We start from the raw sequence: 24,969 nt of genomic DNA, 5'->3' as shown, positions 1-24,969 counted from the left end.
TGCACCCACCCGGACCGGGCCTGGACTGATCCGGGCGGATCAGTTCGGCACGCGAAGCGAGCGGTATCCGGTGCCGGCGGTGTCGGGCTCCCCCACCTGCACCCGCTGCACCCGCAGCGAGCCGTCAACCTGGATCCCGAGCAGGAGACTCGTCTGGGCATCCTCCGCCGTCGCTGTGAAGGCGCCGACCCGCTCCGGCTGATCGCCGCCGACGAGGGCGAAGACGTCCACGCCACTGCGTTCGGCACCCGCGGCGTTGTCGAGCATCCGGGTGCGGATCACCGACGCCGTCACCTCGCTGCCGGTGGAGTTCGGGCCCTGCACCTGCCAGTCGCCCAGCACGGCGTTGGTGGTCTCGGCGAAGTCGGGCCGGGTGCTGCGCAGGATGGAGCGGACCGGGCTCCCTGCCCCGGTCGCGGAGGAGCGCACCACGTGCTGGGCACCGGCCACGATGCCGCCCTTGCGCTCGACGTAGGCCTCGGCGAGGATCCCGGCGTTGTCCACGCTCGGCGTGAACGGTGCCCACACCTCTTCCGGGTTGGCGCCGACGAACTGGGAGGAACTGACTGTCACGCAGCCCTCCGGGACACCGTCGGTGCGGATGCCGATACCGCCATGAGTGAACGTGCACGCCACCACGTTGGCCGTGACGCGCCCAGCCGTCCGGATCCCGCACGTCGCGTTGTCGTCGTCGAAGTAGAAGCCCGGTTCGAGGAACTGGCACCCGACGACGGTGATGTCGTCGGCCCCGTCCAGGAACAGCGCGGAGGGGTTGCCGCTGTAGTTCGCCAGGCCACGCCCGCGCGGGGTGTAGAAGTAGACGTTGCTGACGATCACCTCACGATGGAAGCGCAGCCGGACACCGTAGGTGTGGGCGTTGATGTGGCAGGTGGTGATCGCACCGCCGGGCTCGTAGAGGCCGCGCACCTCCTGCTCGTCGCTGTGCCAGACTTCGCAACCGACGTCCACGCCGACGATGAAGCAGTCGGCCACCCGGAAGTCCTCGAAGTCGTTGGGGGCGACGCTCTCGTCATGTCCCTCGATCTTGATCCCGAACCGGTAGAAACCGTTGATGTAGGACTCGGTGACGATGGGGCTATAGCAGTCCTTGAAGTGGATCGCATGGGACCGGCCGGTGAGCTCGTAGTTGAGCGGGTTCTCCGGGATGTCGCCGGGATCGGGCTGCTGGGCACCGAAGAGGTTGTTGAAGACGTTCCTCGTACCGTCGCCATTGATGTAAACGTCTGTGACGTAGGGCCACCACTTGTTCGCGAGGTAGATACCCTTCTCGAAGTTGCCGTCGAAGGCGAGGTCGCGCAGGCCCTCGGCGTAGCCGCCGATGTAGAGGTTCTCGATGCGAACCGAACGACGCCGGTGGGACCCGAAGCCCGGTTCGCCCGGGCTCAGGGCGGAGCTGACCTCGAGGGCGATGCCGTTGTTCGTCGCGGCATCGGCAGGCAGAGCCGAGAGCAGGCTGAGGCTGGAGACCTGCCAGACCTCGGCGTTGAAGTTGGACGACAGCTGGATCAGGCCGTCGGCGTTGGACTCGTCGGCCACCAGGTACGAGGCCACCGGACCGTCACCGACGAGGTTGATACCGGGCACACCGTCCACCGGCCGGTTGTCGAAGTCCAGCACGGCCCGGCTCATCATCCGGTAGAGCCCGGTGGGGACGTACACCACGAGACCGGTGAAGACCCCCTCTCCCACCAGGAGCTTCACGAGGTCGAACGCGCCCTGGACGGCTGGGGAATCATCGGCGACCCCATCCCCCGCGGCCCCGAACCAGCGGATGTTCAACCGGTCACCGTGCACGCGCACCCAGGCGCCGGTGCTGGACGGGGTCGAGCTGGAGGCGATGTAGACACCCTCCCGCGGGTCGGCGGCGACGTGAGCGGAGTAGTCGCCGTCCCGCCATACGAAGGTGCCCTCCCTGCCGGGCTCGGTCAGGTAGACCACGGTGGTGGTGCCGTGGTCGAGGGCCTTGATCCCGGCCCGGTCGTCCACGGCGGTGTCGACGACATGGCCACCGGTTGCGACGGGATTGCCCGGGTTGGCCGAGGCTCCGGATGCCGTCGCCACGGTCGCCGCCGTCGCCAGGGCGGCCGCACTGGCGACGCCGAACATCTTCCGGCGTCCAAGCATGGTCGAGTCCATCTCCATTGATCTCTCTCCTCAGTTGGCGGACCCGCGGGTCCGTGCTTCGCCACGTGAACGCGGCCGTGCATCGCTCCGCGGCTCGCCGCGTGGGCATGACGGAGCGCACCCTCGGGCGGCGTCGCCCAGGGCAGTCAGGTGGGCAGGGCAGTCAGGGGGCCAGTGGTGGTGGGCCCTACCGCCGGGTGGCTGCCGGCACGGCAGTCACCCGGGCGGAACAGGACGCTTGTGTCAGTCCTTGAAGTACTGGCAGGGGTTGGTGCCGACCGGGTTCGGGTAGGCGCCGACCACGATGCCGTCCGGCACGTTGTGGAAGTCGTTCTTGACGATCCCGTAGCCATCGGCCCAGAGGCTGATGCCGATCGTGTAGAACTCCTCCTTGGCGATCTGGAGGATCTCACGCATCCGGTCCTTCTGGGCCTCCGGGTCCGCGGTGGCGAGCAGCTCGTCGTAGAGCTCCATCTGCCGCTTCGGCGCCTCCGGGGGCTCCTCGCCGTTCGCGCCGCCCGAGTTGTACCAGGTCATCCACGGGATCGCCCAGCGGGAGTTCTGGTTGAACGGGAAGTACCCGCTCGGGTCGATGATCGCGTTCAGGCCGCCCTGGGACTGGAAGACCGCGGCATCGTGCTGATTGCCGCCCTGCCGCTCGATGAAGAGCGAGTGGTCCTCGCTCTTGATCGTCATCTCAATGCCGACCTCGGCCCAGCTCTCCTTGACGAACTGCAGGCTGTCGATCATCGGGCTGCTGGTGGTGGGGACCTCGACATCGAAGGAGATCGCGTTGCCGTCCGGTCCGAGGCGCAGCCCGGCACCGTTGCGCTCGGTGTACCCGGCGCTGTCCAGGTGCTGGTTAGCAAGGTCCAGATCGAACTCCGTGTACTGGGTGGCCATCTCCTCGTCGTAGAACTCCGACGACGGCCGGGGGGCCACCTGGTACGGCTCCCCCTGGCGGGCGAACACCGCGCCGATGATCTCCTGGCGATTGATCGCGTAGGAGAGGCCGATGCGGAAGTCCTTGTTGTTGAAGATCTCCCGCTTCACCGGATCGCTGTGCGCGAGGTTCAGCTGGATGGTCGGGAAGGTCGACTGCGCGCGCGTGGTGTTGATGAAGTCGTACCCGCCCGACTCCCGGTTCTCGGCGAAGACCGGCTTATTCGCCGGGTCGGAGATGTTCGGGTAGTGGAAGTCGACCTCGCCGTTCATAGCGTTCAGCACGAGCGTGTCGGCCTCGGCCACCACGGCGTAGTGGACCGTGTCCAGGTAGGGCAGCTGACTGCCCTCGGGGTCGACCTTGTGATAGTAGGGATTGCGATGGGCGACGATCTCGGTGACGTCCTCGTTGACTCCCGCGTCGAGCACCCAGGCCGACAGCGTCGGGAGCTCGGGGTTGTTGAAACGGGTCCCGAAGACCCCTCCCTTGGACTCGAAGAGTTCCACCCAGGTGCTCAGACCGGCCTCGGCGACCGCAGCGTCGATGTCCTCGGCATGGTCGGCGTGGAACTGCTGCAGGTAATGTTTGGGGGCGCGGGTGATCATGTCCCCGATCCGTGCCATGTTCGGCAGGAACAGTCCGTTGGGCTCGACGAAGCGGAACACCACGGTCAGCTCGTCGGTCTTCTCCACCACCAGGGGCTCACCGCCTGCGGTCAGCCAGGCGGACGGGGCCGGGGTGAGCTCGGCGTTGCTGAAGAGATCCTCGTACCAGAACATGATGTCGTCCGCAGTGAAGGGTTCACCGTCGGACCACTTGAGGCCCTCGCGTAGGTGGAAGGTGAACTCCGTGCCTTCGTCGTTGAACTCGAAGGACTCGGCAACGTTCGCCTCGACACCGGCGGCCGTCATGTCCGTGGTGTTCGGGGAGAACCGGACGAGGAACTCGCAGCCGATCGTGAACTCGGCCCACGCCGTCGGGATCGCGTCCCGGATAAAGGCGGTGCGCCAGGCGCCACCGTAGTTCCCGATGCGGTCGACCGGCTCGATCGTCAGCGGCGTACTGGGGAGCCGTTCCTCCACCGGAGGCAGCTCACCGGCCTCGACCCTGGCCGCCAGCTCCGGAGCCTCGGGCCCCTTGGCCGTGGTGGGGCTCTCCCCACCGGTGCCGCCCTCTTCCTCCAGCATGTCGCACCCGCTCACAAGGAAGGTGGTGGCCAACGCACCGCCTCCCAGCGCGAGAAAGCTGCGCCGTGGGAAACCGCCCACTGTGGTCTGTTCCATCGTTCCTGGCCTCTTTGCTCTCGACGGGGACGACGCCGGCTCCGGCGTTCGTCTCGGGTACTTCCGGACCGGTCAGGTCCGGTGCCGTAGACACCCAGCCTATGAGACGTTTCAATACCTGGCAACCAGACTCAGCGGCGAGTTCGATGAAGGAACTGCGCAGATCTGGAGCCGATCACGGCGATCTCGTGGTCTGCGGACCCTGGGTCACGCGACCCATCGTTGCTCGTTCTTGTTCGGCATGTCAAGATGTAACTGATACGATTCAATCACGGCCGCCGATCTGGCGGTGCTGCCCTCTGGGAGGATCAATGTCGATGTCATCGCAGCCGTGTGGTGCGCGCGAACGGGACGGGGCGGGGCGGGGCGGAACATGCTGAGGTTTCTGGGGCGCCGGCTGCTGTACATGGTGCCGACGCTGCTGTTGATCTCGGTGGCGTCCTTCGTGATCATCCAGCTGCCGCCGGGTGACTACGCGACGTCGTACGTGGCGCGGCTGGAGGCTGAGGGACAGGCGGTGGACACCGCTCAACTGGCGGCGTTGCGGGAGCGGTTCGGCCTCGGGGATCCGGTCTGGGTGCAGTACTGGAAATGGATCTCGGGGATCCTGCTCCACGGTGACTTCGGGTATTCCTTCGACTACGCGACCAACGTCTCCGGGCTGCTGGCGGACCGGTTGCCGCTGACGGCGATCCTGTCCATCTCCACGCTGTTGTTCACGTGGGCTGTGGCGTTGCCGATCGGGGTGTATTCGGCGTTGAAGCAGTACTCCCCGGGTGACTATGTGGTGACCACGATCGGGTTCCTGGGTCTGGCCACCCCGAACTTCCTGCTGGCGCTGATCATGATGTGGTTCGCGTTCTCCACGTTCGGGTTGAGCGTGGGTAAGAACAATCTGCCCACCTTCTTGATCGCGATCGTGGTGCTGGGAACCGCGGGGACGGCGGGGTTGATCCGGATCCTGCGGGCGAATCTGCTGGACGAGCTACGTAAACCGTATGTGATCGCTGCCCGGGCTCAGGGGATGTCCGAGGGGCCGCTGCTGTTGCGGTATCCGCTGCGGGTGGCCCTCAACCCGTTCATCTCCACGATCGGGTGGCTGCTGCCGGGGATCATCGGTGGTGAGGTGATCGTGGCGCAGGTGGCGAACCTGAACACGATCGGACCACTGCTGCTGGGCGCCCTGCGTAGTCAGGACATGTACTTGGCCGGCTCGATCATTCTCATCACCGCGGTACTGACGGTGATCGGCACGTTGATCTCGGACCTGGCCCTGGCCTGGGCGGACCCGAGAGTCCGGCTACGCACCGTGGGAGGTGCCGCATGAGTGAACACACCACGACTGTGACGCCGGGGATCGATTCCCAGGGCGAGCCCGGCGGGACACCCACCGGGCAACGGGTCGGCCGCGCCCGCAAGAACCCCAGGCAAGCGACCGCGTCGCAGTGGTCGCTGATCTGGCGGCGCTTCCGCAAGCACAAGCTGGCGATGGCCGGCCTGATCGTGACCGGCCTGCTGTACGTGATCGCCGTCCTCGCCGGCTTCCTCGCCCCGTACACCACCACCGACCTCTCGGCCGAGCACACCTATGCCCCGCCCACCTCGTTGCACCTGGTCGATACCAGTGGCGGTTCCTGGGACTGGGGGTTGCACTACTACGGGTACGCCGTGGAGCAGGATCCGGAGACCCTGGCCCTGACCTACACGGTGGACGAGACCCAGAAAGTCCCGGTCGAGCTGTTCGCGCAGGGGTCGGAGTATGAGTTCTGGGGCCTGTTCTCCACGAACATCCACCTGCTCGGCCCGGCTGACCCGGGCACTGAGCACCCGATGTACTTGTGGGGCGCGGACCGGCTCGGGCACGACGTACTCTCACTGATCATCCACGGCACCCGGATCTCCATGAGCGTGGGCCTGGTCGGGGTGGCGCTGGCGTTTGTGCTCGGCATCTCCCTGGGCGGTGCCTCCGGCTACTTCGGCGGCCGCATCGACACGATCATCCAACGCGTCATCGAGCTGTTCATGTCCATCCCCACGCTGCCTCTGTGGCTCGGCCTGGCCGCCGCCATCCCCCGCGACTGGGGGCCGGTCACCCGCTACCTCGCGATCACCGTGGTGCTCTCGTTCGTGGGCTGGACGGGTCTGGCCCGCGAGGTGCGCGGGCGCTTCCTGTCCCTGCGAGAGGAGGACTTCGTCACCGCCGCCAAGCTCGACGGCGCCCGGCAGCCAGCCATCATCTTCTCCCACATGCTGCCCTCGTTCACCTCCCACCTGATCGCCACCCTGACGTTGTCGATCCCGGCGATGATCCTCGCCGAGACCGCCCTGTCCTTCCTCGGGCTCGGACTGCAACCACCCACGGTCTCCTGGGGAGTGCTGCTCCAAGAAGCACAGAACCTGCGCGTGATCGCCTCCGCACCCTGGCTCCTCCTGCCCGGCGCAGCGGTCATCTCAGCCGTGCTCGCTCTGAACTTCCTCGGCGACGGCCTACGCGACAGCGCCGACCCCTACCGATCATGACGGGACCAGACATGACCTCCCATGCCATGAGCACCACCAACGACGACGCTCTCCTGACCGCGGCCGGGCACGACACCGTGCTGACGGTCGAGGACCTGCGCACCTACTTCCACACCGACGACGTGATCATCAAGGCCGCCGACGGCGTCAGCTTCGACGTCCCCCGCGGCCGCACCACCTGCGTGGTCGGGGAGTCCGGGTGTGGCAAGTCGATCACCGCACGCTCGATCGCCGGACTGGTCCAGCCCCCCGGGCGCATCGAGGGCGGGCACGTCTGGTTCGCCCCCGAGCCCGGTAGGGACCCGGTCGACCTGGCAGCCATGGACCCGACCGGTCCCCAGATCCGGAAGATCCGCGGCGGCGACATCGGGTTCGTATTCCAGGAGCCGGGCGCCTCGCTGTCCCCGATGTACACCATCGGCGCCCAGCTCGCCCGCGCGATCCGCCTTCACCAGCCCATCAGCAAGGCTGAGGCGAAAGTGCAGGCGATCGAGCACCTGGCCCGGGTCGGGATCCCCAGCCCACACACGAGGTTCGATGCCTACCCCTTCCAGCTCTCCGGCGGGATGAACCAGCGGGCGATGATCGCGATCGCCCTGGCCAACGACCCGGCCCTGCTGATCGCCGATGAACCCACCACCGCCCTGGACGTGACCACCCAGGCCCGCATCCTCGACCTGCTCGCCTCCCTCCAAGCCGAGACCGGGATGTCGATGCTGTTCATCACCCACGACCTGGGTGTGGTGGCCGAGATCGCCGACGACGTCGCCGTGATGTACCTGGGCACCGTCGCCGAACGCGGCACAGTCACCGACATCTTCGACCGCCCCCAGCACCCCTACACCCAGGCGCTGCTGGAATCCATCCCCGCGATCGGCGACCAGCCCGCCGACCGGCACACCCGCCTGCCGGCGATCTCTGGCATCGTGCCCCAACCGAGCAACCGGCCCTCCGGATGCCCCTTCCACACCCGCTGCCAGTTCGCGATGCCCGGACTGTGCGATGTCACCGCACCACGCCCACTCACCCTCGAAACCGGCCAGCTGGTGCGTTGCCACCTGCGCGACCCCGACATCGACGACCTACCCCCGCAGGTGGTGCAGGACGAGATCGCCGACGCAGCAGCTGAGACGCCAGCGACGACCGGCGTGGCCGGGGTGGCCGGGGTGGCCGGGGTGGCCGGGGTGGCCGGGGTGGCCGGGGTGGCCGGGGTGGCCGGGGTGGCCGGGGTGGCGACACGATCGGTGTCCACCACGACGGACGCCCGAGACTACGGTGACGACGAACGTAGCGCTATCCAGCAAGGCGCCGACGAACCCGGCACCCTCGAGCCGATCATGTCGATCCGCGATCTACAGGTGCACTTCCCCATCAAGTCCGGGTTCTTCGGCCGCACCACCGGCACCGTGCACGCCGTCGACGGCGTCGACCTGACCATCCACCCCGGCCAGACCCTCGGCCTCGTCGGGGAGTCCGGCTGCGGCAAGACCACCCTCGGGCGCACCATCGTGCGCGCCCTCGACCCTACCGGCGGCACCATCTCCTACCGCGGCCGCGATAGCCGGGACGTGGACCTGACCAGCCTGGACAACAAGGCGCTGCGCCCCTACCGCGGCGACATCCGGATGATCTTCCAAGACCCCTTCACCTCGGTCAACCCCCGCAAAACACTGCTGCAGATCATCGGCGAACCCCTCGCCCGGCTCGGCCACAACTCCGAGAACAGCGTCCGCGACCAAGTCGCCGAGATGCTGCGCCGCGTCGGACTACGCCCGGACCACATGAGCCGCTACCCCCACGCCTTCTCCGGCGGGGAACGCCAGCGCGTCAACATCGCCCGCGCCCTGATCACCCGGCCCCGCCTGGTCGTGGCCGACGAAGCCGTCTCCGCCCTGGATGTGTCGGTGCGGGCGCAGATCCTGAACCTGCTCGCCGACCTCCAGGACGAGTACAACCTCACCTACCTGTTCATCTCCCACGACCTGTCCGTGGTCGAGCACCTCTGCGACCGCGTCGCCGTCATGTACCTCGGCAAGGTCGTCGAGCACGCCCCCACACGCGAACTGTTCACCAGCCCCCGCCACCCCTACACGGAGGCCCTCCTCTCCGCCGTGCCAGTGCCCGACCCCCACCGGCGCGACCAGCGCAGGATCGCCCTCAACGACGAGCTCCCGGACCCGACGAACCCACCGGCCGGCTGCCGCTTCCACACCCGCTGCCCCCACCGCCGCGACCAGCGCTGCGACACCGAGCAGCCCGTACTCGACCTCCTCGCTCCCGGCCACCACACCGCCTGCCACTACCCGGTCAGCCCGGGCCGCGGAATCGCCTCGACCGACAGGGACCAGACATGACAGCGACGCCTCACCCGCCGCTCGAGGGCGCCCGGATGATCGGGCCCGCCCGGGATGTCGAGGGCGCACCGCTGCTGCGGACCGAGCGAGCCCTGGATACCGGCCATGGCCGGGTCACCTCGGCCACCCTGACCGCAACCGGACTGGGCGTGTTCGAGGCGTTCGTCAACGGCCACCCGGTGGGTCCGGACGTCCTGACCCCGGGATGGTCGAGCTACCAGTGGCGCCTACGCTGGCGCACCTGGGATCTCACGCACCTGCTCCACCAGCACAACAACGACCACGACGACGGCGGCCCTTGCGTGGCCATCGGAGCGACCCTGGGCAACGGGTGGCACCGTGGCCGGCTGGGCTTCGCCGGCGGGCGCGCGCTCTACGGCGACGAGCTGGCGTTCATGGCCCGCCTCGACGTCACCTTCGCCGACGGGAACGTCCAGACCATCGTGACCGACGAGACTTGGCGAGCTGCACCGTCGGCCACCCTGGCCGACGACCTCTACGACGGGCAGACGATCGACGCCCGCCGCCACCAACCCGGCTGGAACACCACCGGCTTCGACGACACCACCTGGGCAGGCGTGCACGAGGTCGCCTTCGACCCCACCACCCTCACCGCCCCCATCGGACCACCCGTGGTCCGGCACGAGACCATCCGCCCAGTGCAGATCTGGACCTCCCCCACCGGCAAGACGCTGCTCGACTTCGGGCAGAACCTCGTCGGCTGGCTCCGGCTCGAGGTCAGTGCACCCGCCGGCACCGAGATCACCGTGCGCCACGCCGAAGTCCTCGAGCACGGTGAGCTCGGCACCCGCCCGCTGCGCACCGCCGAAGCCACCGACCGCTACATCACCTCCGGCGCTCAGGACGTCTTCGAACCGACCTTCACCTTCCACGGCTTCCGCTACGCCGAGATCACCGGATGGCCCGGGGAACTGGCGGAGATCGCGGACGCCGTCGGTGCCGTGGTCGTCGGCTCGGACCTGAAGCGCACCGGACACTTCTCCTGCTCCGACCCGGACCTCAATCGGCTGCACGAGAACCTGCTGTGGAGCCTGCGCGGCAACTTCCTCGACGTGCCCCTGGACTGCCCGCAACGCGACGAACGCCTCGGCTGGACCGGTGACATCGCCGTCTTCGCGCCCACCGCCGCCTACCTCTACGACACCCAGGACTTCCTCGCCGACTGGTTGGCCGATCTTGCCGCTGAGCAGCAGGCGCAGGGCGGGCGGGTGCCGTTCATGGTGCCCGATGTGATCGCGATCGGACCCGACCACCAGTTCAAGGAACCGTCCAAAGGCGGGGCGATCACCGCCATCTGGAGCGACGCCGCCGTCTGGGTGCCCTGGGCGCTCTACCAGGCCCACGGCGACTCCGCGATCCTGCAGGCCCAGTACTCCTCGATGACCGCCCATGTGGAGGCCATCGAACGCAGCCTCTCCCCCACCGGCCTATGGGACACCGGCTGGCAGTTCGCCGACTGGCTCGACCCTGACGCCCCACCGAACCAACCCGACCGGGCCAAGGCCGACCGGGGGGTGGTGGCCACCGCGTGCGCCTACCGCAGCGCGGACCTCCAGGCGCAGTCTGCGGCGGTCCTGGGCCACGGCGCCGACGAGACCCGGTTCCGCGCCCTCGCCGATCGCCTGCGCGCAGCCTTCCACACGCACTACGTGCACCCCGGCGGCCGGATCGTCAGCGACTGCGCCACCGTCTACGCCCTCGCGATCGAGTTCGGACTCCTCGACGACCAGCAGCGCCACCACGCCGGTGAACGACTCGCCGATCTGGTGGCAGAGTCCGGCTACCGGGTGTCCACCGGCTTCGCCGGCACCCCCTACGTGACCTCGGCACTGTCCAGCACCGGCCACCTCGACGCCGCCTACCGGCTGCTGCTCGAACGCGAATGCCCCTCATGGCTCTACCCGGTGACCATGGGCGCCACCACGATATGGGAGCGCTGGAACTCCATGCTCCCCGACGGGTCCATCAACCCGGGGAACATGACCAGCTTCAACCATTACGCCCTCGGGGCCGTCGCCCACTGGCTGCACACCGTGGTCGCCGGCATCAGCCCTGCTGAACCCGGCTACTCCCGCGTCCGCATCGCCCCGCGGCCGGGTGGCAACCTGACCTGGGCCGAGGCCAGCCTACTCACCCCGCACGGTCTGGTGCGCTCCGCCTGGCGCCTCGAGGGTGACCACCTGATCCTGGAGGCCACCGTCCCCCAGGGCACGAGCGCCGTCGTGGACCTACCTGGAGCAGAGGCGACGACGCTCGGACCCGGCACCCACCACCTCCGGACACCCTTCAGCCTCTGATGGCGCGGGCACTGTCCACACCGGCCAGTGACATCGACATCCTCGCCGAGGCGATCCCCCTGTGACGGCCGATCAGACCTCGCCGAATCACACCCCGAGCTGGAGCTATGCCGCGCCAAGGATGCCCGCAACCTGGTCGCCCACGGCTACGACGTCGTCGACTCGGAGATCGTCTGGAGCATCCTGGTGCGGAACATCCCGCAGGTGGCGGCGCGGATCGAGGAACTGCTGGGATGCAGGGGCTGGGCACCGTCAGGCTGACGGAGCGTGCACACGAAGCCCCACATCCGCAGCAGCTTCACTCAGTCGCACGTCGTAGGTGACGAGCGCAGCCACGTCGAGACGGATAGACGCCGCCAGGTGAAGGGCATCGAGCGAACGGAGCGTGGTTCCGGGTAGCAACCCGGCTTCGCGGTACACGCTTGGAGCCAGGTTGTAGATCTCGACACGTGCGAGGATCGCCGTCACATTGACCTGTGCGAGGTCGAATCGAACAGCGAAACGGCGCAGTTCGGTCTCCAGTAGATGAGTCGCCACCAGAGCAACGTCCGGAGAGTCAGCCCACTGTGCGAGACGGACGCTCTCCGCTTCGTCGACCAGGAACTTCGCGGCAGCGGACGTGTCGAGGTAGTACCGGTTCAACGGTCGCCACGCAGATCATCCAGCACCTCCGCGCTGGACATAGCCACACGGCGACGGGGGAGCGAACCGAACCCGCCACGGATCGCGGCAGGCCGGTGCAGGGGAAGATCCGGAGCGGACTCTTCCACGGGCACCAGTCGCGCAACCGGCTTACCGTGATTGGTGACCGTGTAGGACTCCCCAGTCTCCACAGCGTGCAGCACTGCACCGCTGTTGTTGCGGAGGTCACGATGACTGACGGTCGACTCCATCAGCCAATTGTAGCACCCGTAGCACATTGCACCTGGCGGCCCACGAACTCACGTCGAAACGTTCGCGCTGACCTGCGCCAGTTCACCCGCGAGCGCACCCAACTTCTCCCACGGCAGCGGTCCGAAGAGCACGGGCGCGGCGCGGTAGAGGGTGGTGGCTTCGGCGACTGGTGCGAAGGGGCCGATCGGGACGTCGCCGATGTGGCGGCGCAGCACGACTGCTGCTTTCGGGTGGTCGAGGATCTCCCGCAGGGTCGAGGTGACCCCGACGCGACCGGAGGGGAAGGACTCTGGCGAGGGGACGTCGTCATAGGCCCGCTGGGCGGCCAATGCCTGGGCATGCTGGCTACGGCACAGCAGGTGCCCAGCACTCACCGAGCCGTTCTCGGGCAGGCCGAGGCGTTGGAACTGGCTGGACGGGGCATCGTTGGCGGTCATTGCTTCGACCAGGGCCTGGGTCATCCGGGTCTCGATCTCGTCGTCCACGAGCGGGTGCCGCTGGGCTGGGTCGGAGGCCAGATCGAACAGGAGTGTGCCGTACGCCCCCGGGTTATGCCCCTTGGCGCCGGGGGTGCGCAGCACGGGCATCCCCTGGGTGAACGGCAGCGGGTCGACGAGCTCGGCCTCGGCGAGGGTGTCGCCGGCGAAGTAGCCGCGCATGCGAGTGGGCATCAGCGTGTGCTCGACCAGCGGCTCGTTCGCACGTTCTGTGCTGGCGCGCATATAGACGTACCGGCCGTCGGTGATATTGACGTGCCCGCCGAAGGAGCCGAACAGTCCGTACTCGCGCACGGGAGCCGAGGAGCGGACGGTCTCCCGCAATGAGCGGCCCTGCATCCGCGGCGTCGGGGCCACACCGAAGTGATCGAGCAGTGTGGGCCCGATATCGATGGTCTGTACCAGCGCATCGGTGCTGGTTCCGGCCGCCCCGGCGACCGGATCCCAGACGAACAACGGGGTGTGCGCGGTCTCCTCGAACCACGGCATCCCCTTGCCCCACCGGTCGTGCTCGCCGAGGAGGAACCCGTGGTCGGTGCACACGATCAGCATCGTGTCCTCCCACAGGTTGTGGGCGTCCATGGCATCGAGCACGCGCCCCAACGAGGCATCGCACTGGGAGACCAGGGCCGAGTAGTGGCCGCGCACCTGCTCAGCGACGTCATCGTCCTCGAGCACGGCCTGGTACTCGGGCCAGTCGTAGTGCGCCATCTCCGGTGAACGACCCCCGTACCGGGAGCGGAACTCCTCCGCCGCGTCGAACGGCTCGTGCGGGTCGAAGGTCTCGATCTGCACGAACCAGCCCTGCTCGTCGGCGTTGTCGGAGATGAACTCCAACCCGGCGTCGAAGGTCAAGGTCTGCGGATACTCGGCCAGGCCGTTGATGTAGGAGCGGTTGATCTGATCCTGGCGCCACGTGCCGTTGCGGTGGATCCGCAGCTCTGCACCCACGTCCGGGTCAGCCACCCGCCCCTTCCACGGATCCCCCTGCTGACCACGGATCAGCGAGGACGTGCCATACCGGGTGTGATACGTGGCCCCACCGTCCTCCCAGTAGTGCATGTGATCGGTGGCCAGATGTGTGGTGACCCCGGCCTGCCCCAGCATCCGCGGCACCGAATCGTCGAACGGCTCCAACGGCCCCCACCCACGGTGCAGGAAGTTGTACCGCCCGGTGTGCATCTCCCGGCGGGCCGGCATGCACGGCATCGACCCCACATAACACGTGTCGAAGCGCACCGACCGGGCGGCCAACCGTTCGAAGTTGGGAGTCTCGATCCCACATGGCGCATAGGGAGTCAGGTACTCCCGGTTCAGACTGTCGTACATCACCACGATCGCGCGCACACTCATACCCTTCCGTCAGTCCCCGCAGCATGGGGCGTTCGGCACCGGATCCGCTCCCGGGCTCTCAGCCAGAGCTGGCGACCGGTTCCCCGGCTGCGGCAAGCAGCGACACCGATAGCTCATGCAACGGGCTCGTCACAGCCCCACCGAGCAGCGGATCGCCAGTCTCCCGCATCCAGGTATACAGCTCGCGGAGCAGTTCAGCGCGAATCTCGGCGTATCCAGCCTCGTCGGCCACGTTCTGGGTCTCATGCGGATCAGTGCGCAGGTCGTACAGCTCGATGGGCGGGTGGTAGGCGCGCACCGGCGTGGTCGGCATCGTCCGTGGCCGCCACGACTGGGAGGAGTCCATGAACTCCGGCGCCGCGGTGAAGTTCGCGATCAGCTTGTGGCTCCTGCTGCGCACGCACCGGCGGGGATCGTAGTAGTCGTGATAGGTCATTTCACCGAAGATGTGTGAGCGGCCAGGATGGCGCTCTACCGCCAGCGTGCCTCGTCCGCCGGGTCCAGCAGCATCGGCTCCTGAGGCAGCATCGGTCCGGTCCAGCAAGGGCCGGAGGCTGCGGCCGTGGATCTCGTTCCGCGGACGGACGCCTGCAACCTCGAGCACGGTCGGGAACAGGTCGATGTTGGAGACCATCTCATCAACGCGCATCCCGCCCGTCCAGCCCAAGGCCGGGCAGCGCATGACCCAGGCGACCTCCAGCCCGGGATCGTAGAGTGCGCACTTCGCCCGCGGCAGTGCGACTCCGTGGTCGGTGGTGAAGATGACGAGCGTGTTCTCGGCCTGCCCCGTCTCCTCGAGGGCCGCGAAGACGCAGCCCACCTGGGCATCGAGGTAACGGATCGCGCCCTGCAGTTCGGCCAGCTCGTCCCGGGTGCTCTCACCCTCGTCGGCGATGTAAGGCGGGATCGTGACGCCGCGCTCGTCGTCGGGCTCCATGTAGTCGCTGATGAAGCCCATATACCCAGGCTCGGAGCGGCTGAACCCGGGGAGCCGGTGCGGTTCGACGAAGCCCACCTGCAGGTAGAAGGGCCGATCCCCCGCAGCGAACCGCGTGATCTCGTCCCGCGCATGGGTGGCCACGTCCTCGGCCTTGCAGGGGTGGCCGATCTCCCGATCCAACACCAGCCGGTCGAAACCCAGCCGTGCGGCCATCGCCTCGGTGGAGCCGTTGCCGCGGGACTCGTGCTGCACGCCCAGCAACGAGGTGGCATACCCCGCCTCCTGCAGCTCCAGGGCCAGGTGGCGTTCGTCGTCGTTCAGGTCCCACGCGAACTGAGCGTGGGTGAGCCCGTTCACGCCGGCCGCGTGCGGGTAGCGCCCGGTGAACAGCGACGCCCTCGAGGGGCTGCACTGCGGGGCCGTGCAGAAGGCCTGATCGAACCGGACGCCGTCAGCTGCCAACGCATCCAGGTGCGGGGTCTGCACCGTGTCGATCCCATAGGAACCGAGGTAGCGACCGAGGTCGTGGCAGTGCAGGAGCAGAACATTCGGTGTCGTCACGGGTGCGGGCTCCGGTCGGCGGGTCGGGTCGAGGTCGGGGTGGTCCGCACTCATCGCTGCAACCACACCGTCGTCTCCGCAGGTAGGCGTCCCTCGGCGTCGAGTTCAGCGCTGGCGAGCAGCACGTGCCCGGCAGGCAGATCTACGGGCTTGGCGCTGAAGTTGGTCACGCAGGTCCAGCCGTTCGGGCGGGAGAAGGCGAGGACGTCCTCGTGTCCGGTGTCCACCCACTCCAGTTGCTCCTCGCACTGCAACCGGTGCCGCGTCGCAATGGCCTCGCGGTACAAGGACAAGGTCGAGGTCGGATCGTCGGACTGGCCGGAGGCGGCCACCTCGGCGAACCACTCCGGTTGCGGCAGATGCGCAGCACCGGGACCAAACCCATAGGACTCCCCCGTTGCGGTCCACGGCAGCGGCACCCGGACGCCGTCACGGCCGACGTCACGGCCCGGCTTGCGAGCGAACGTTGGATCCTGCCGGGCGTCGTCGGGAATGTCCGCCACCTCATGCAGCCCGAGCTCCTCACCCTGATACACGTAGGCCGATCCGGGCAGGGCCAACTCGAGCATCGTCGCGGCGCGCGCGCGGCGCAGCCCCCGGTCGGCCTCCAGCACCGGCTCGGTCCCACGGCTGAGCAGCCACGTCCGGCCCTGCTTGAACTCCTCCGGGTCGTGCGGCAGCCCGTAGCGGGTGGCATGCCGCACCAGATCGTGGTTGGAGAGCACCCAGGTGGTGGAGGAACCGCTCTGTACGGCGAGGTCGAGGTTGCGGGCGATCACGTCACGGAACGCATCGGCCTCGAACGGGGCCTGCAGCAGATCGAAGTTGAATGCCTGGCCCAGACCCTCAGCACTGGCATAGCGAGCTCGCCGGTGTGCCGGCACCCAGGCTTCGGCCACGGCGGTGCGCGGTGGGTCGTAGGAGTTGAATACCTCACGCCACTCGGCGTAGATCTCGTGCACCTCGTCCCGGTCCAGGGTGGGGTGGTTGCCGTCGAAGGGCATCGCTCGCAACTGCTCCATCGTGGGCAACTCGTCCGGCAACCGCTTGGCGGTCATGTGCGCCACGTCCACCCGGAAACCCGCCACCCCACGGTCGGACCAGAATCGCAACGTCTGCAGGAAGTCCTCCCGGACCTCACGGTTGTCCCAGTTCAGATCGGGCTGCTCCACCGCGAAGCGGTGCAGATACCACTGACCGTCCTCCACGCGCTCCCATGCGGAGCCGCCGAAGGCGCTGGTCCAATCGGACGGCGGCTCCTCGCCGTCGGGACCAGTGCCGTCCCGGAAGAGGTACTTGTCGCGCTCTGGCGACCCCTTCGGGGCCGCCAGAGCTGCCTGGAACCACTCGTGCCGGTTCGAGGTGTGGTTGGGCACGATGTCGATGATGAGCTTGATTCCGGCCTCGGTGAGCGCGGCGAGCATGGTGTCGAAGTCGTAGAGAGTGCCGAAGCGGGGGTCAACGTTCCGGTAGTCGTCCACGTCGTAGCCGCCGTCGGCGAGCGCCGAGGGGTAGAACGGGCTCAACCAGACGGCGTCAACTCCGAGGTCACGCAGGTAGGGCACGCGGCTGGTGATCCCGGGCAGGTCGCCGATGCCGTCGCCGTTGGAGTCGGCAAAGGAGCGGGGGTAGATCTGGTAGACGACGGCCTGGCGCCACCAGTCGGCGTCGCCGCTGAGCACTGTGCCACCTGGTCGTGGACGAGACACGCCCTCGAGTCCCTCGGCGTCTGTCACCGTCTGGCTCCGTTCCACAAATTTATACGTTTCATTTTGACCTTACGTGTCCCTCGTTGTCCGGGTCAAGCAGCGAGGTGGCACCGATGTCGCTCTCGTGCACGATTCCGACAGCCGCTGGCCCCTACCGACCGACCGGTGTGACGCCGTCGTCCGTGGGCACCGTACCCACCGGGGTGTTGACTTCGAGGTAGTGCTCGAGGCTGTCGGCGCGTAGGTACGTCTCCGGTGGTGCGAAGTCGTCTCCGAGGTCGGCCAACCAGCGGTCCAACTCGGCGTCGAGGTCCCTTTGCACGCCCGCGGCCTCGGGCTGGTCGCAGAGGTTCTGCTGCTGGTACGGATCGGCCACGTTGTCGTAGAGCAGCCAGGGGCCCGTGCGGGTGCGGACATAGGTGTGGGTCGTGGTGCGGATGCCGCGGTAGGCGTCCAGGTTGTAGGAGCGTGCCCACAGGATCGGCACCGGTAACGACAGGAACGACGAATGGGCGCGGTGTGCGGGCCGCCGCCCGAAGACGTCGGTGCCGGTGACGTGGCCGGGTACCGGCAGGTCGCACAGGCCCAGCAACGTGGGCATCAGGTCGGGCATGTCGAACGGTGAGGTATCCCTGCGGCCTGAGCGCCCGAATCGGCGGGGGTAGCGGATCAGCATCGGCACGCGGACGGCTTCGTCCCAGGGGCAGACTTTGACGTCGTGGCGGATGCCGTGGGAGCCCATCATGTCGCCGTGGTCGGAGGCGAACACCACGATCGTGTCCTCGGCCGCACCGCTGGCCTCCACCGCTGCCAGCAACTGGGCCAGGCAGTCATCCAGGGCGGCGATGTGGGCGTAGTAGCCGCGCAGCGCCTCCTCCGATTCCTCCGCCATCTCCTCCGGTACATTCGGTCGCAGAGAAACGTCCGCGTCGGCGTAACGGCGCCGGTACTCCTCGGGCGCGGTGTGCAGCGGGAAGTGCGGCGGCCCGTAGGAGAGCATCAGGAAGTACGGGTCCTGACCCGCTGCGGCGCCGGTGATGAACTCGCACGCATCCTCGGTCTGGGCGTGGGCGTCGTAGCCGGGCCAGGTCTTCGGCTCGGGGTCGTCACCGTCGAAGTAGAGCGAGCTGTTGTAGTCGTGGGTGCACTCGGCCGCTTTCCAGTACTCGAACCCGAACCGCTTCGCCCGTGGGACCGGGAGCTTGCGGCGGCCGTAGTTGCCGTCCGGGCTGCCGTACAGGTGCCACTTGCCGATGTACCCCGTGCGGTAGCCGGCGGCTGCCAGTTCCTCCGCGAGTGTGGACCCGTTCGGTCGCAGTTCGACGTCGTTGATGTAGACCCCGTGCTGGAGTGGGTACTGGCCGGTGAGCATGCTCGCCCGCGCCGGGCAGCACACCGGGGTCCCGGAGACCGCCTGAGTGAAGTTCACCGACTCCGCCGCCAAGGCGTCCAGCACCGGCGTCGCGACATTCTGGTCGCCGGCGTAACCGGTCGCCTGAGCCCTCCACTGATCAGTCAGCACCACCAACACATTCGGTCGCCGCGTCACGAACACATCCCTTCTTCTCGGTTATCAGTAGGCGTGGGGATCACGACGGCGCCCCTCGAGCCCGTAGTCCTCTCGCCACGATCCGGTCGATCGCCCAGGCAGCGCCGCTGCCCGCCACGAGCGCGCCGGCCAGTGGCGAGACCGCCGTGACGGCGAGGGCGGTGACGAGCGTCAGCAGGGCGCCCGCCACGTGCACCGGCATGGCCAGAGTGAGGGTCGCCGTCGTGCGCAGCAGCCCGCGCCACGGCAGGTCGTAGGAGACGATGACGAGGAACAGCACGGTGGAGGCGCCAGCGAACAACAGCGCGAGCGCCCCGGTGATCACGCCGAGCACCATCGAGGCCCCGGCTCCCATCTGCTGGACGATCACGACATCCACGGCAAGCACCCCGGCCACGGCCAGCCATCCGAGACCGAGGAGGGTGCGCCGTCGTAGATCGGTGCGCAGGGCACGCGCGAACGCGACTACCGGCGTCACCTCGGAGCCGAGACGTCGATCGCGCAGCACCGAGAACAGGGCCGCCGTCGCCGGGACGAAGGTGACCACCGGAAGGGAGGCGAGCAACCAGACCAGGTTCAGCAGCACCATGTCGCTGGCCGCCGCGAGCGACCGGTACAGGGAGCCGGCGGTGACGTCGCGGGGGCGGGCGCCGGTGACGGTACTCGCGCTCATCCCTTGCTCCTCCCACTCATCCTTTGAACCCCGTGGTGGCGATCCCTTCGATCAGTCCACGCTGGAAGAACAGGAAGAACGCGAACAGGGGCACCAGGGAGACCACGCTCATCGCGAACATCGGACCCCACGAGGAGACCGTGGACTGGTCCAGGAACAGCTTCAACGCCAGCGGTGCGGTGAAGTTCTCGTTGCTGGAGAGGAAGATCACCTGGGCGAAGAAGTCGTTGTAGGACCAGATGAACGTGAAGATCGCCGTGGTCACCAGCGCCGGCTTGAGCAGCGGCAGGATGATCCGGAAGAAGATGTTCACCGGGCCACAGCCGTCCACCCGGGCAGCGAAGTCCAGCTCCTTCGGGATACCGCGGATGAACTGCACGATCAGGAAGATGAAGAACGCGTCCACGGCGAGGAACTTCGGCACCACCAGCGGCAGGAACGTGTCCAGCCAGGCGAGCGAGTCGAAGATGATGTACTGCGGGATGATCTGCACGTGGATCGGCAGCATCATCGTGCCGAGCATGATCGCGAACAGGGTCCGCTTCAGCGGGAAGTGCAGCCGTGCGAAGGCATAGGCCGCGAGCGAGCACGCGATCACGTTCCCGAGCACCGCGATCACGGCGATGAGGATCGAGTTCAGCATGTAGTGGGAGAACGGGCGCTGGATCCCGTTCCACCCCTCGATGTAGTTGCTCAGCGTCCACTCCTGCGGGATCAGCCCCGGCGAGCTGAAGATCTCACTCTCCGGCTTCAATGAGCTGGAGATCATCCACACCAGCGGGTACATCATCAGCACGGCGATCGCGATCAGCCCGGTGTGGGCGAGGATGCGGGGGCGCGGACCTTTCGTGGCGCGCTGGGGTGCAGTCATTGTGGTGTCAGTGGTCATCTCGCTCATCCCTCATCCCCGTAGAACACCCAGAACCGGCTGAACAGGAAGTTGGCCGCGGTGAAGATGCCGATCACGATCAGCAGCACCCACGCCATGGCAGCGGCATAGCCCATGTCCAGGTTCGCGAAGCCCTGCTGGTAGAGGTACAGCGTGTAGAACAGGGTCGAGTCGGTCGGGCCACCCGTGCCGCCGCTGACGATGTAGGCCGGGGTGAACGCCTGGAACGCGTTGATGATCCGCAGGATCAGGTTGAAGAAGATGATCGGCGTCAGCAGCGGCAGGGTGATCGCGAGGAACTTGCGCACCACGGAGGCGCCGTCCACCGAGGCCGCCTCGTACAGCTCACCCGGGACCTGCCGCAGGCCAGCCAGGAAGATCACCATCGGGGCACCGAACTGCCACACGTTCAGGATGATCAGCGTGCCCAGCGCCGTGTCCGGTGAGGCCACCCAGCTCTGCGTCTCGATCCCGAAGATGCCGAGGAACTGGTTCACCAGCCCTTCTGCGCCGAACAACTGCCGCCACAGGATCGCGATCGCCACGCTCCCGCCCAGCAACGAGGGGAGATAGAACACGGCCCGGTACAGGTTCAGCGCCCGCAGCCCGCGGTTGAGCACGACGGCCACCAGCAGCGCCATCGCGAGCTCCAGTGGAACCCCGACGAGCACGTAGGTGAGCGTCACCTTCGCCGACTGCCAGTACCGGGGATCCTCGGTGAACATCCGCACGTAGTTGTCCACGCCGGTCCACTCGGGCGAGGAGATGAGGTTGTAGTCGGTGAAGGAGAAGTACAGCGAGGCGATCAGTGGCCCGAGCGTGAGCCCGAGCAGCCCGAGGAACCAGGGCGCGAGGAAGGCATATCCCCACAGACCCTCGTGCGCCATCCGCGCCACGTGCTGTGGCTTGCCGCGGCGCTTCCGACCGGGCCTGGGTGGGTCAGTCCTGCCGCCTCCTCGCGCCGGCGAACGCCGGAGTGAGGCAGTCGTCATCAGGCGAAGGCTCCTTCCGCCTCGGAGAAGAACTGCTCGACGGCCTGGTCCACGGAGGCGCTGCCGAAGCCGACCTCCTCGTTGGCCCGCTTGAGCAAGTCGCGCACGGTGTTCGCACCGACCGGTGCCGGCTCGGGTGCCACGGCGCCCTCGGTCTCGCTCGCGGTGTACTCGATCACGCGTGCGGTGTTCTCGTCCCCGGCCGCGGAGAGTTCGTCCGCCACAGTGGACGAGGCCGGGACCCCGAGCAGCAGGCCGAGGGGCTCGCGTGCCTCCGGGTCGTTCAGGATGTAGTTCATCACCTCGCCGACCTTTTCCGGGTCCTCGGTGGCGGAGGAGGCGCAGAAGTACACCGCCGGCCGGGGATACTGGCCGGTCGTGCCGTCCTCAGCCACGGGGAAGCTGGTGAAGTCTGCCGGGCCGTCGTTGAGGTTGTGCACCGCGTCCAGAATGTTGATACCGGCGAAGCGGACGGCGGCCAAGCCTCGGATCATCGGGGAGTCGTTCAGCCCGAGCCCACCCTCGGCCGTCACGTCCGCCGGGGTCGCGGCACCAGACTGGCGCAATTCCTCCCAGTAGGTGAGCCAGGCCGAGAGGTCGTCGGGGGTGAAACCCAGGCCATCCGCCGTGAACAGGGTGCCACCCCGCTGCCGGACGAAGATCTCCAGGAAGGTGTCATAGCCGCCGTGGTCACCGGTGCCGTAGAAGCCATCCTCCGTGGCGTCGGAGATGTTCTGCATGGCATCGGCGAACTCCGACCAGGTCCACCGTCCGTCCGGGATCGCGACACCGGCGGACTCGAACGAGCCGACGTCGAGGAACGCCGTCTGGGCGGCCACACCCCACGGCACGCCGTACAGGGTGCCGTTCACCTTGCCGACGTCCACGGCGGCGTCGGAGTAGGTGGACAGGTCGAGGGAGTCCAGGCTGTCCAGCTCGAGCAGCGCTCCGTTCTCGGCGTACTCGCGCAGTCCCGGCACGCTCATCTCGAACAGGTCCGGGTGGTTGTCGGAGGCGACCTGGGTGGTGAGCCGGTCGAAGTAGGTGTCGAAGGCGGTGAACTCGCCCTCGATGGCGACACCCTCGACGTTCTGGTTCGCGAGGTCGACCATCGAGGTCACCGCACCATTGATGGCGTCGGAGCCCCACCAGCTCATCCGGAGGTCGAGGGCGCCGCCGCCGTTCGCGCCGCCGCCGTTGTCGTCGCTGCTGCATGCGGTGAGCATGCCGGCGAACGAGGTACCGGCCACCACGGAGGCTCCGGTGAGAAAAGTACGCCTGTTCACGAGGTTCATCGTTGCTCCTTGTGTCTGGGATCGAGCGTCGGTCGTGGGTGAAGTCATGACATGTGCTCTCATCGGTGCTCCATTGCCGGGCCCGGTGGCCACTGGTGGTCTGGAACGGCCCATTCATGAATCGATTCATGATCCTATCAGGCCCAAACCAGTCGTCAACCCACACCTGAACCAACAGATCGTTGACAGGTGACACCAAGACCCTTAGGTTGAGATGAATCCATTCATCTCAACTTTCATCGACGAAAGGTGAACCCATGAGCAGGACCACCTCCGCATCTCCAGCCCCCGCACCCGTCAGCCGGGGAGCCTTCCTCACCGCCGTCGGGGCGTCGGCCGTCGCTGGCGTGAGCCTCGTCGGTAGCCGTGCCCACGCCACACCCCCACCGTCGAGCGCGAGCACGTCGACCACAGGGATGATCAACGTCTGCGACCATGGAGCCGTAGGCGACGGCGTCACGGACGACAGCGCTGCCTTCCAGCAGGCATTGGACGCGATCGTGGCCGCCGAGGAGGGGTGCCTGTACGTCCCGCCCGGGAACTACCTCTTCGACCATCGTGTAACCGTGACGGCGGGACGACTGAACGTGAGCATCGTCGGGGCCGGGCAGGGTGTGTCCAACTTGTTCTCCGACAACCCCGACGGCGTCCTGTCGATCGAGACCGGGCGTCGGGGCCAGGTGACCGTGACGGACCTGTCCTTCTTTGCGATGCGCGCCGGTGGCGGCACCGCCCTGGAGGCGATTCGCCCGATCGGTGACCGTCACAACCGCACGATGACCGTCCGGAACGTGGAGATGCGCGGCGTCGCTCTCGACAACGACTACTTCGACTACGGGCTGCGCGCCATCAGCCAGGTCAACCCGCTGGTCACGAACGTGATCTTCGCCGGGCCGTTCGCAGGCGGCGTCAACCGGGACCGGACCGACGACTCACTGCTGTACGCCGCCACATGCGGGATCTTCATCGACGAGTGCTACGCGCCGGTGGTGGAGAACTGCTACGTCTGGTCCGCTTTCACCGGCTACCACCTCGTCACCGAGCGTGCGAATCCTGCTCCTGAAGGGGGCTGGTTCTACAACTGCTCCGCGGTGGGCGTGCGCGTCGGGTTCGAAGTTCGGACCCCGAACAGCCTCGAACCTGGGACGGCGATCGAGCGCTGCCACGCGAACGGGCGCGACATCGGCATCCACATCAACCGCGCACAGTTCACAATCACGAACTGCCTGCTCTACAACTCCCTGCCAGGCGACGACTTCACCCCCGAGACGGCGCCGGAGTACACCGACATCCTGGTGGAGTCGGGCTGGTTGGGCACCATCTCTCACAACATCTTCCGGCAGCCGTTCAACCTCAACCGCACCGGCGTGCGCATCGCCGACCAGCAGAACGATGTGACCGGCGATCCCTCGCACCTGCTGATCTCCGGGAACCACTTCACTTCCCCCGGAACCGCGATCTCGGTGGCGCCGAACGCCACCCGGGTGAACGTCACCGGGAACATGTTCCACACCGAACCCGACCCCTACAACGGCACCCCGCTGGTGGCGACGATTCTCGACGACCCTGCCGGAGCTGTGGCCTTCTCCTCCGACGAGCTCCGCGCCGTCACTGCCCTGGCTGAGCAGTCCCAACAGGTGCCGGATGCGGAGTGGACCACGGTGCAGTGGCACGGGACGGAACTGGACACGGCAGGGTTCTGGAACAGCTCCGAACCCGACTCGATCACCATCCCCGCCGGGCAGGGTGTGCGCTACGTGAAGGTGATCGCTTCTGTGGGGTGGGAGTCTTCCCCGAGCGGAGTGCGCGAACTGCAGATCCTGCGCAACTCCGAACCGGTCACCGCGGGGAGCTGTGTGCAGGACAAGGGCGTCGCGAACACACCCGGGTCCGGCGACGTCGACATGCAGACCGTGCACACAGCCATCGTCCCGGTCTCCGGCGGCGACATCATCCAGGCACGGGTGCGGCAGACCAGCGGTGACGCCCTTACCCTCGACGAGAGTGGACGGACGAGCCTGTCCGTCGAGACCGTCAACGGATGACAACCGTGT

At 67.4% G+C, this 24,969-nt stretch carries 18 protein-coding genes; 6 read left to right on the top strand and 12 right to left on the bottom strand.

Features of this window, described 5'->3' with window-relative positions; all coding sequences use genetic code 11:
- Window positions 1-39 precede the first annotated feature (39 nt).
- Together IM660_RS02035 and IM660_RS02030 are read right to left on the bottom strand one after the other, a co-directional pair.
- Entirely contained in the window at window positions 40-2,163 is a 2,124-nt protein-coding gene (locus IM660_RS02035) for a glycosyl hydrolase family 28-related protein (protein WP_193497783.1), read from the bottom strand.
- Window positions 2,164-2,388: 225 nt separating this feature from the next.
- The gene (locus tag IM660_RS02030; RefSeq protein WP_193497782.1) at window positions 2,389-4,371 is read right to left on the bottom strand and encodes an ABC transporter substrate-binding protein; all 1,983 of its coding nucleotides are present in this window, start codon (window positions 4,369-4,371) and stop codon (window positions 2,389-2,391) included.
- 373 nt (window positions 4,372-4,744) lie between these two features.
- Here IM660_RS02030 and IM660_RS02025 point away from each other — a divergent pair, with 373 nt between their 5' ends.
- Genes IM660_RS02025 through IM660_RS02005 form a run of 5 tightly spaced genes read left to right on the top strand, consistent with a single transcriptional unit; the run spans window position 4,745 to window position 11,824 of the window.
- A complete protein-coding gene (locus IM660_RS02025; protein WP_193497781.1) occupies window positions 4,745-5,698 on the top strand; it encodes an ABC transporter permease in 954 nt (317 codons plus the stop codon).
- Window positions 5,695-6,891: an ABC transporter permease gene (locus IM660_RS02020; protein WP_193497780.1), complete on the top strand. Its 1,197-nt coding sequence runs from the start codon at window positions 5,695-5,697 to the stop codon at window positions 6,889-6,891. Before IM660_RS02025 ends, IM660_RS02020 begins: the two co-directional genes overlap by 4 nt.
- 11 nt (window positions 6,892-6,902) lie before the next feature.
- Entirely contained in the window at window positions 6,903-9,245 is a 2,343-nt protein-coding gene (locus IM660_RS02015; RefSeq protein ID WP_210769058.1) for an ABC transporter ATP-binding protein, read from the top strand.
- Window positions 9,242-11,563 (top strand): glycoside hydrolase family 78 protein, encoded by a 2,322-nt coding sequence (locus tag IM660_RS02010; protein ID WP_193497778.1) that lies wholly within the window; start codon window positions 9,242-9,244, stop codon window positions 11,561-11,563. Before IM660_RS02015 ends, IM660_RS02010 begins: the two co-directional genes overlap by 4 nt.
- Before the next feature lie 27 nt (window positions 11,564-11,590).
- Window positions 11,591-11,824, top strand: a complete 234-nt coding sequence (locus tag IM660_RS02005) for a HepT-like ribonuclease domain-containing protein (RefSeq protein WP_193497777.1) — start codon at window positions 11,591-11,593, stop codon at window positions 11,822-11,824.
- On the opposite strand, the gene IM660_RS02000 is transcribed toward IM660_RS02005, so the two are convergent.
- From IM660_RS02000 to IM660_RS01955, 10 genes are all read right to left on the bottom strand, one after another.
- Complete coding sequence (locus tag IM660_RS02000) at window positions 11,816-12,205, bottom strand: type II toxin-antitoxin system VapC family toxin (RefSeq protein ID WP_193497776.1); 390 nt, start codon at window positions 12,203-12,205, stop codon at window positions 11,816-11,818. The genes IM660_RS02005 and IM660_RS02000 overlap by 9 nt on opposite strands.
- Complete coding sequence (locus IM660_RS01995; RefSeq protein ID WP_193497775.1) at window positions 12,202-12,456, bottom strand: type II toxin-antitoxin system Phd/YefM family antitoxin; 255 nt, start codon at window positions 12,454-12,456, stop codon at window positions 12,202-12,204. The genes IM660_RS02000 and IM660_RS01995 overlap by 4 nt, the downstream gene beginning before the upstream one ends.
- Window positions 12,457-12,504: 48 nt before the next feature.
- Window positions 12,505-14,307: a sulfatase gene (locus IM660_RS01990; protein ID WP_210769057.1), complete on the bottom strand. Its 1,803-nt coding sequence runs from the start codon at window positions 14,305-14,307 to the stop codon at window positions 12,505-12,507.
- Window positions 14,308-14,365: 58 nt separating this feature from the next.
- Entirely contained in the window at window positions 14,366-15,862 is a 1,497-nt protein-coding gene (locus tag IM660_RS01985; protein WP_193497774.1) for a sulfatase family protein, read from the bottom strand.
- Window positions 15,859-17,517 (bottom strand): glycoside hydrolase family 13 protein, encoded by a 1,659-nt coding sequence (locus IM660_RS01980; RefSeq protein WP_193499175.1) that lies wholly within the window; start codon window positions 17,515-17,517, stop codon window positions 15,859-15,861. Before IM660_RS01980 ends, IM660_RS01985 begins: the two co-directional genes overlap by 4 nt.
- A gap of 151 nt (window positions 17,518-17,668) precedes the next feature.
- Window positions 17,669-19,066, bottom strand: coding sequence for a sulfatase family protein (locus IM660_RS01975; RefSeq protein ID WP_193497773.1), 1,398 nt, complete (start codon window positions 19,064-19,066; stop codon window positions 17,669-17,671).
- A 40-nt stretch (window positions 19,067-19,106) separates the two neighbouring features.
- The gene (locus IM660_RS01970; protein WP_193497772.1) at window positions 19,107-19,739 is read right to left on the bottom strand and encodes a YesL family protein; all 633 of its coding nucleotides are present in this window, start codon (window positions 19,737-19,739) and stop codon (window positions 19,107-19,109) included.
- 16 nt (window positions 19,740-19,755) lie between these two features.
- Entirely contained in the window at window positions 19,756-20,628 is an 873-nt protein-coding gene (locus IM660_RS01965) for a carbohydrate ABC transporter permease (protein ID WP_193497771.1), read from the bottom strand.
- Between the two features lie 5 nt (window positions 20,629-20,633).
- Window positions 20,634-21,515, bottom strand: a complete 882-nt coding sequence (locus tag IM660_RS01960; RefSeq protein WP_246465093.1) for a carbohydrate ABC transporter permease — start codon at window positions 21,513-21,515, stop codon at window positions 20,634-20,636.
- Window positions 21,516-21,619: 104 nt separating this feature from the next.
- The gene (locus tag IM660_RS01955; protein ID WP_193497769.1) at window positions 21,620-22,915 is read right to left on the bottom strand and encodes an ABC transporter substrate-binding protein; all 1,296 of its coding nucleotides are present in this window, start codon (window positions 22,913-22,915) and stop codon (window positions 21,620-21,622) included.
- A 257-nt stretch (window positions 22,916-23,172) separates the two neighbouring features.
- On the opposite strand from IM660_RS01955, the gene IM660_RS01950 reads away from it, so the two are divergent.
- A complete protein-coding gene (locus IM660_RS01950; RefSeq protein ID WP_193497768.1) occupies window positions 23,173-24,960 on the top strand; it encodes a glycosyl hydrolase family 28-related protein in 1,788 nt (595 codons plus the stop codon).
- Window positions 24,961-24,969 lie beyond the last annotated feature (9 nt).

This window comes from Ruania alkalisoli (assembly GCF_014960965.1).
GTDB lineage: Bacteria > Actinomycetota > Actinomycetes > Actinomycetales > Beutenbergiaceae > Ruania > Ruania alkalisoli.
This window is presented reverse-complemented; position numbering and strand designations above follow the sequence as displayed.

Coding starts and splice junctions, on each gene's coding strand:
- IM660_RS02035 (WP_193497783.1), bottom strand. CDS start 2,163: ATGGAGATGGACTCGACCATGCTTGGACGCCGGAAGATGTTCGGCGTC.
- IM660_RS02030 (WP_193497782.1), bottom strand. CDS start 4,371: ATGGAACAGACCACAGTGGGCGGTTTCCCACGGCGCAGCTTTCTCGCG.
- IM660_RS02025 (WP_193497781.1), top strand. CDS start 4,745: ATGCTGAGGTTTCTGGGGCGCCGGCTGCTGTACATGGTGCCGACGCTG.
- IM660_RS02020 (WP_193497780.1), top strand. CDS start 5,695: ATGAGTGAACACACCACGACTGTGACGCCGGGGATCGATTCCCAGGGC.
- IM660_RS02015 (WP_210769058.1), top strand. CDS start 6,903: ATGACCTCCCATGCCATGAGCACCACCAACGACGACGCTCTCCTGACC.
- IM660_RS02010 (WP_193497778.1), top strand. CDS start 9,242: ATGACAGCGACGCCTCACCCGCCGCTCGAGGGCGCCCGGATGATCGGG.
- IM660_RS01995 (WP_193497775.1), bottom strand. CDS start 12,456: ATGGAGTCGACCGTCAGTCATCGTGACCTCCGCAACAACAGCGGTGCA.
- IM660_RS01990 (WP_210769057.1), bottom strand. CDS start 14,307: ATGAGTGTGCGCGCGATCGTGGTGATGTACGACAGTCTGAACCGGGAG.
- IM660_RS01985 (WP_193497774.1), bottom strand. CDS start 15,862: ATGAGTGCGGACCACCCCGACCTCGACCCGACCCGCCGACCGGAGCCC.
- IM660_RS01970 (WP_193497772.1), bottom strand. CDS start 19,739: ATGAGCGCGAGTACCGTCACCGGCGCCCGCCCCCGCGACGTCACCGCC.
- IM660_RS01965 (WP_193497771.1), bottom strand. CDS start 20,628: ATGACCACTGACACCACAATGACTGCACCCCAGCGCGCCACGAAAGGT.
- IM660_RS01960 (WP_246465093.1), bottom strand. CDS start 21,515: ATGGCGCACGAGGGTCTGTGGGGATATGCCTTCCTCGCGCCCTGGTTC.
- IM660_RS01955 (WP_193497769.1), bottom strand. CDS start 22,915: ATGAACCTCGTGAACAGGCGTACTTTTCTCACCGGAGCCTCCGTGGTG.
- IM660_RS01950 (WP_193497768.1), top strand. CDS start 23,173: ATGAGCAGGACCACCTCCGCATCTCCAGCCCCCGCACCCGTCAGCCGG.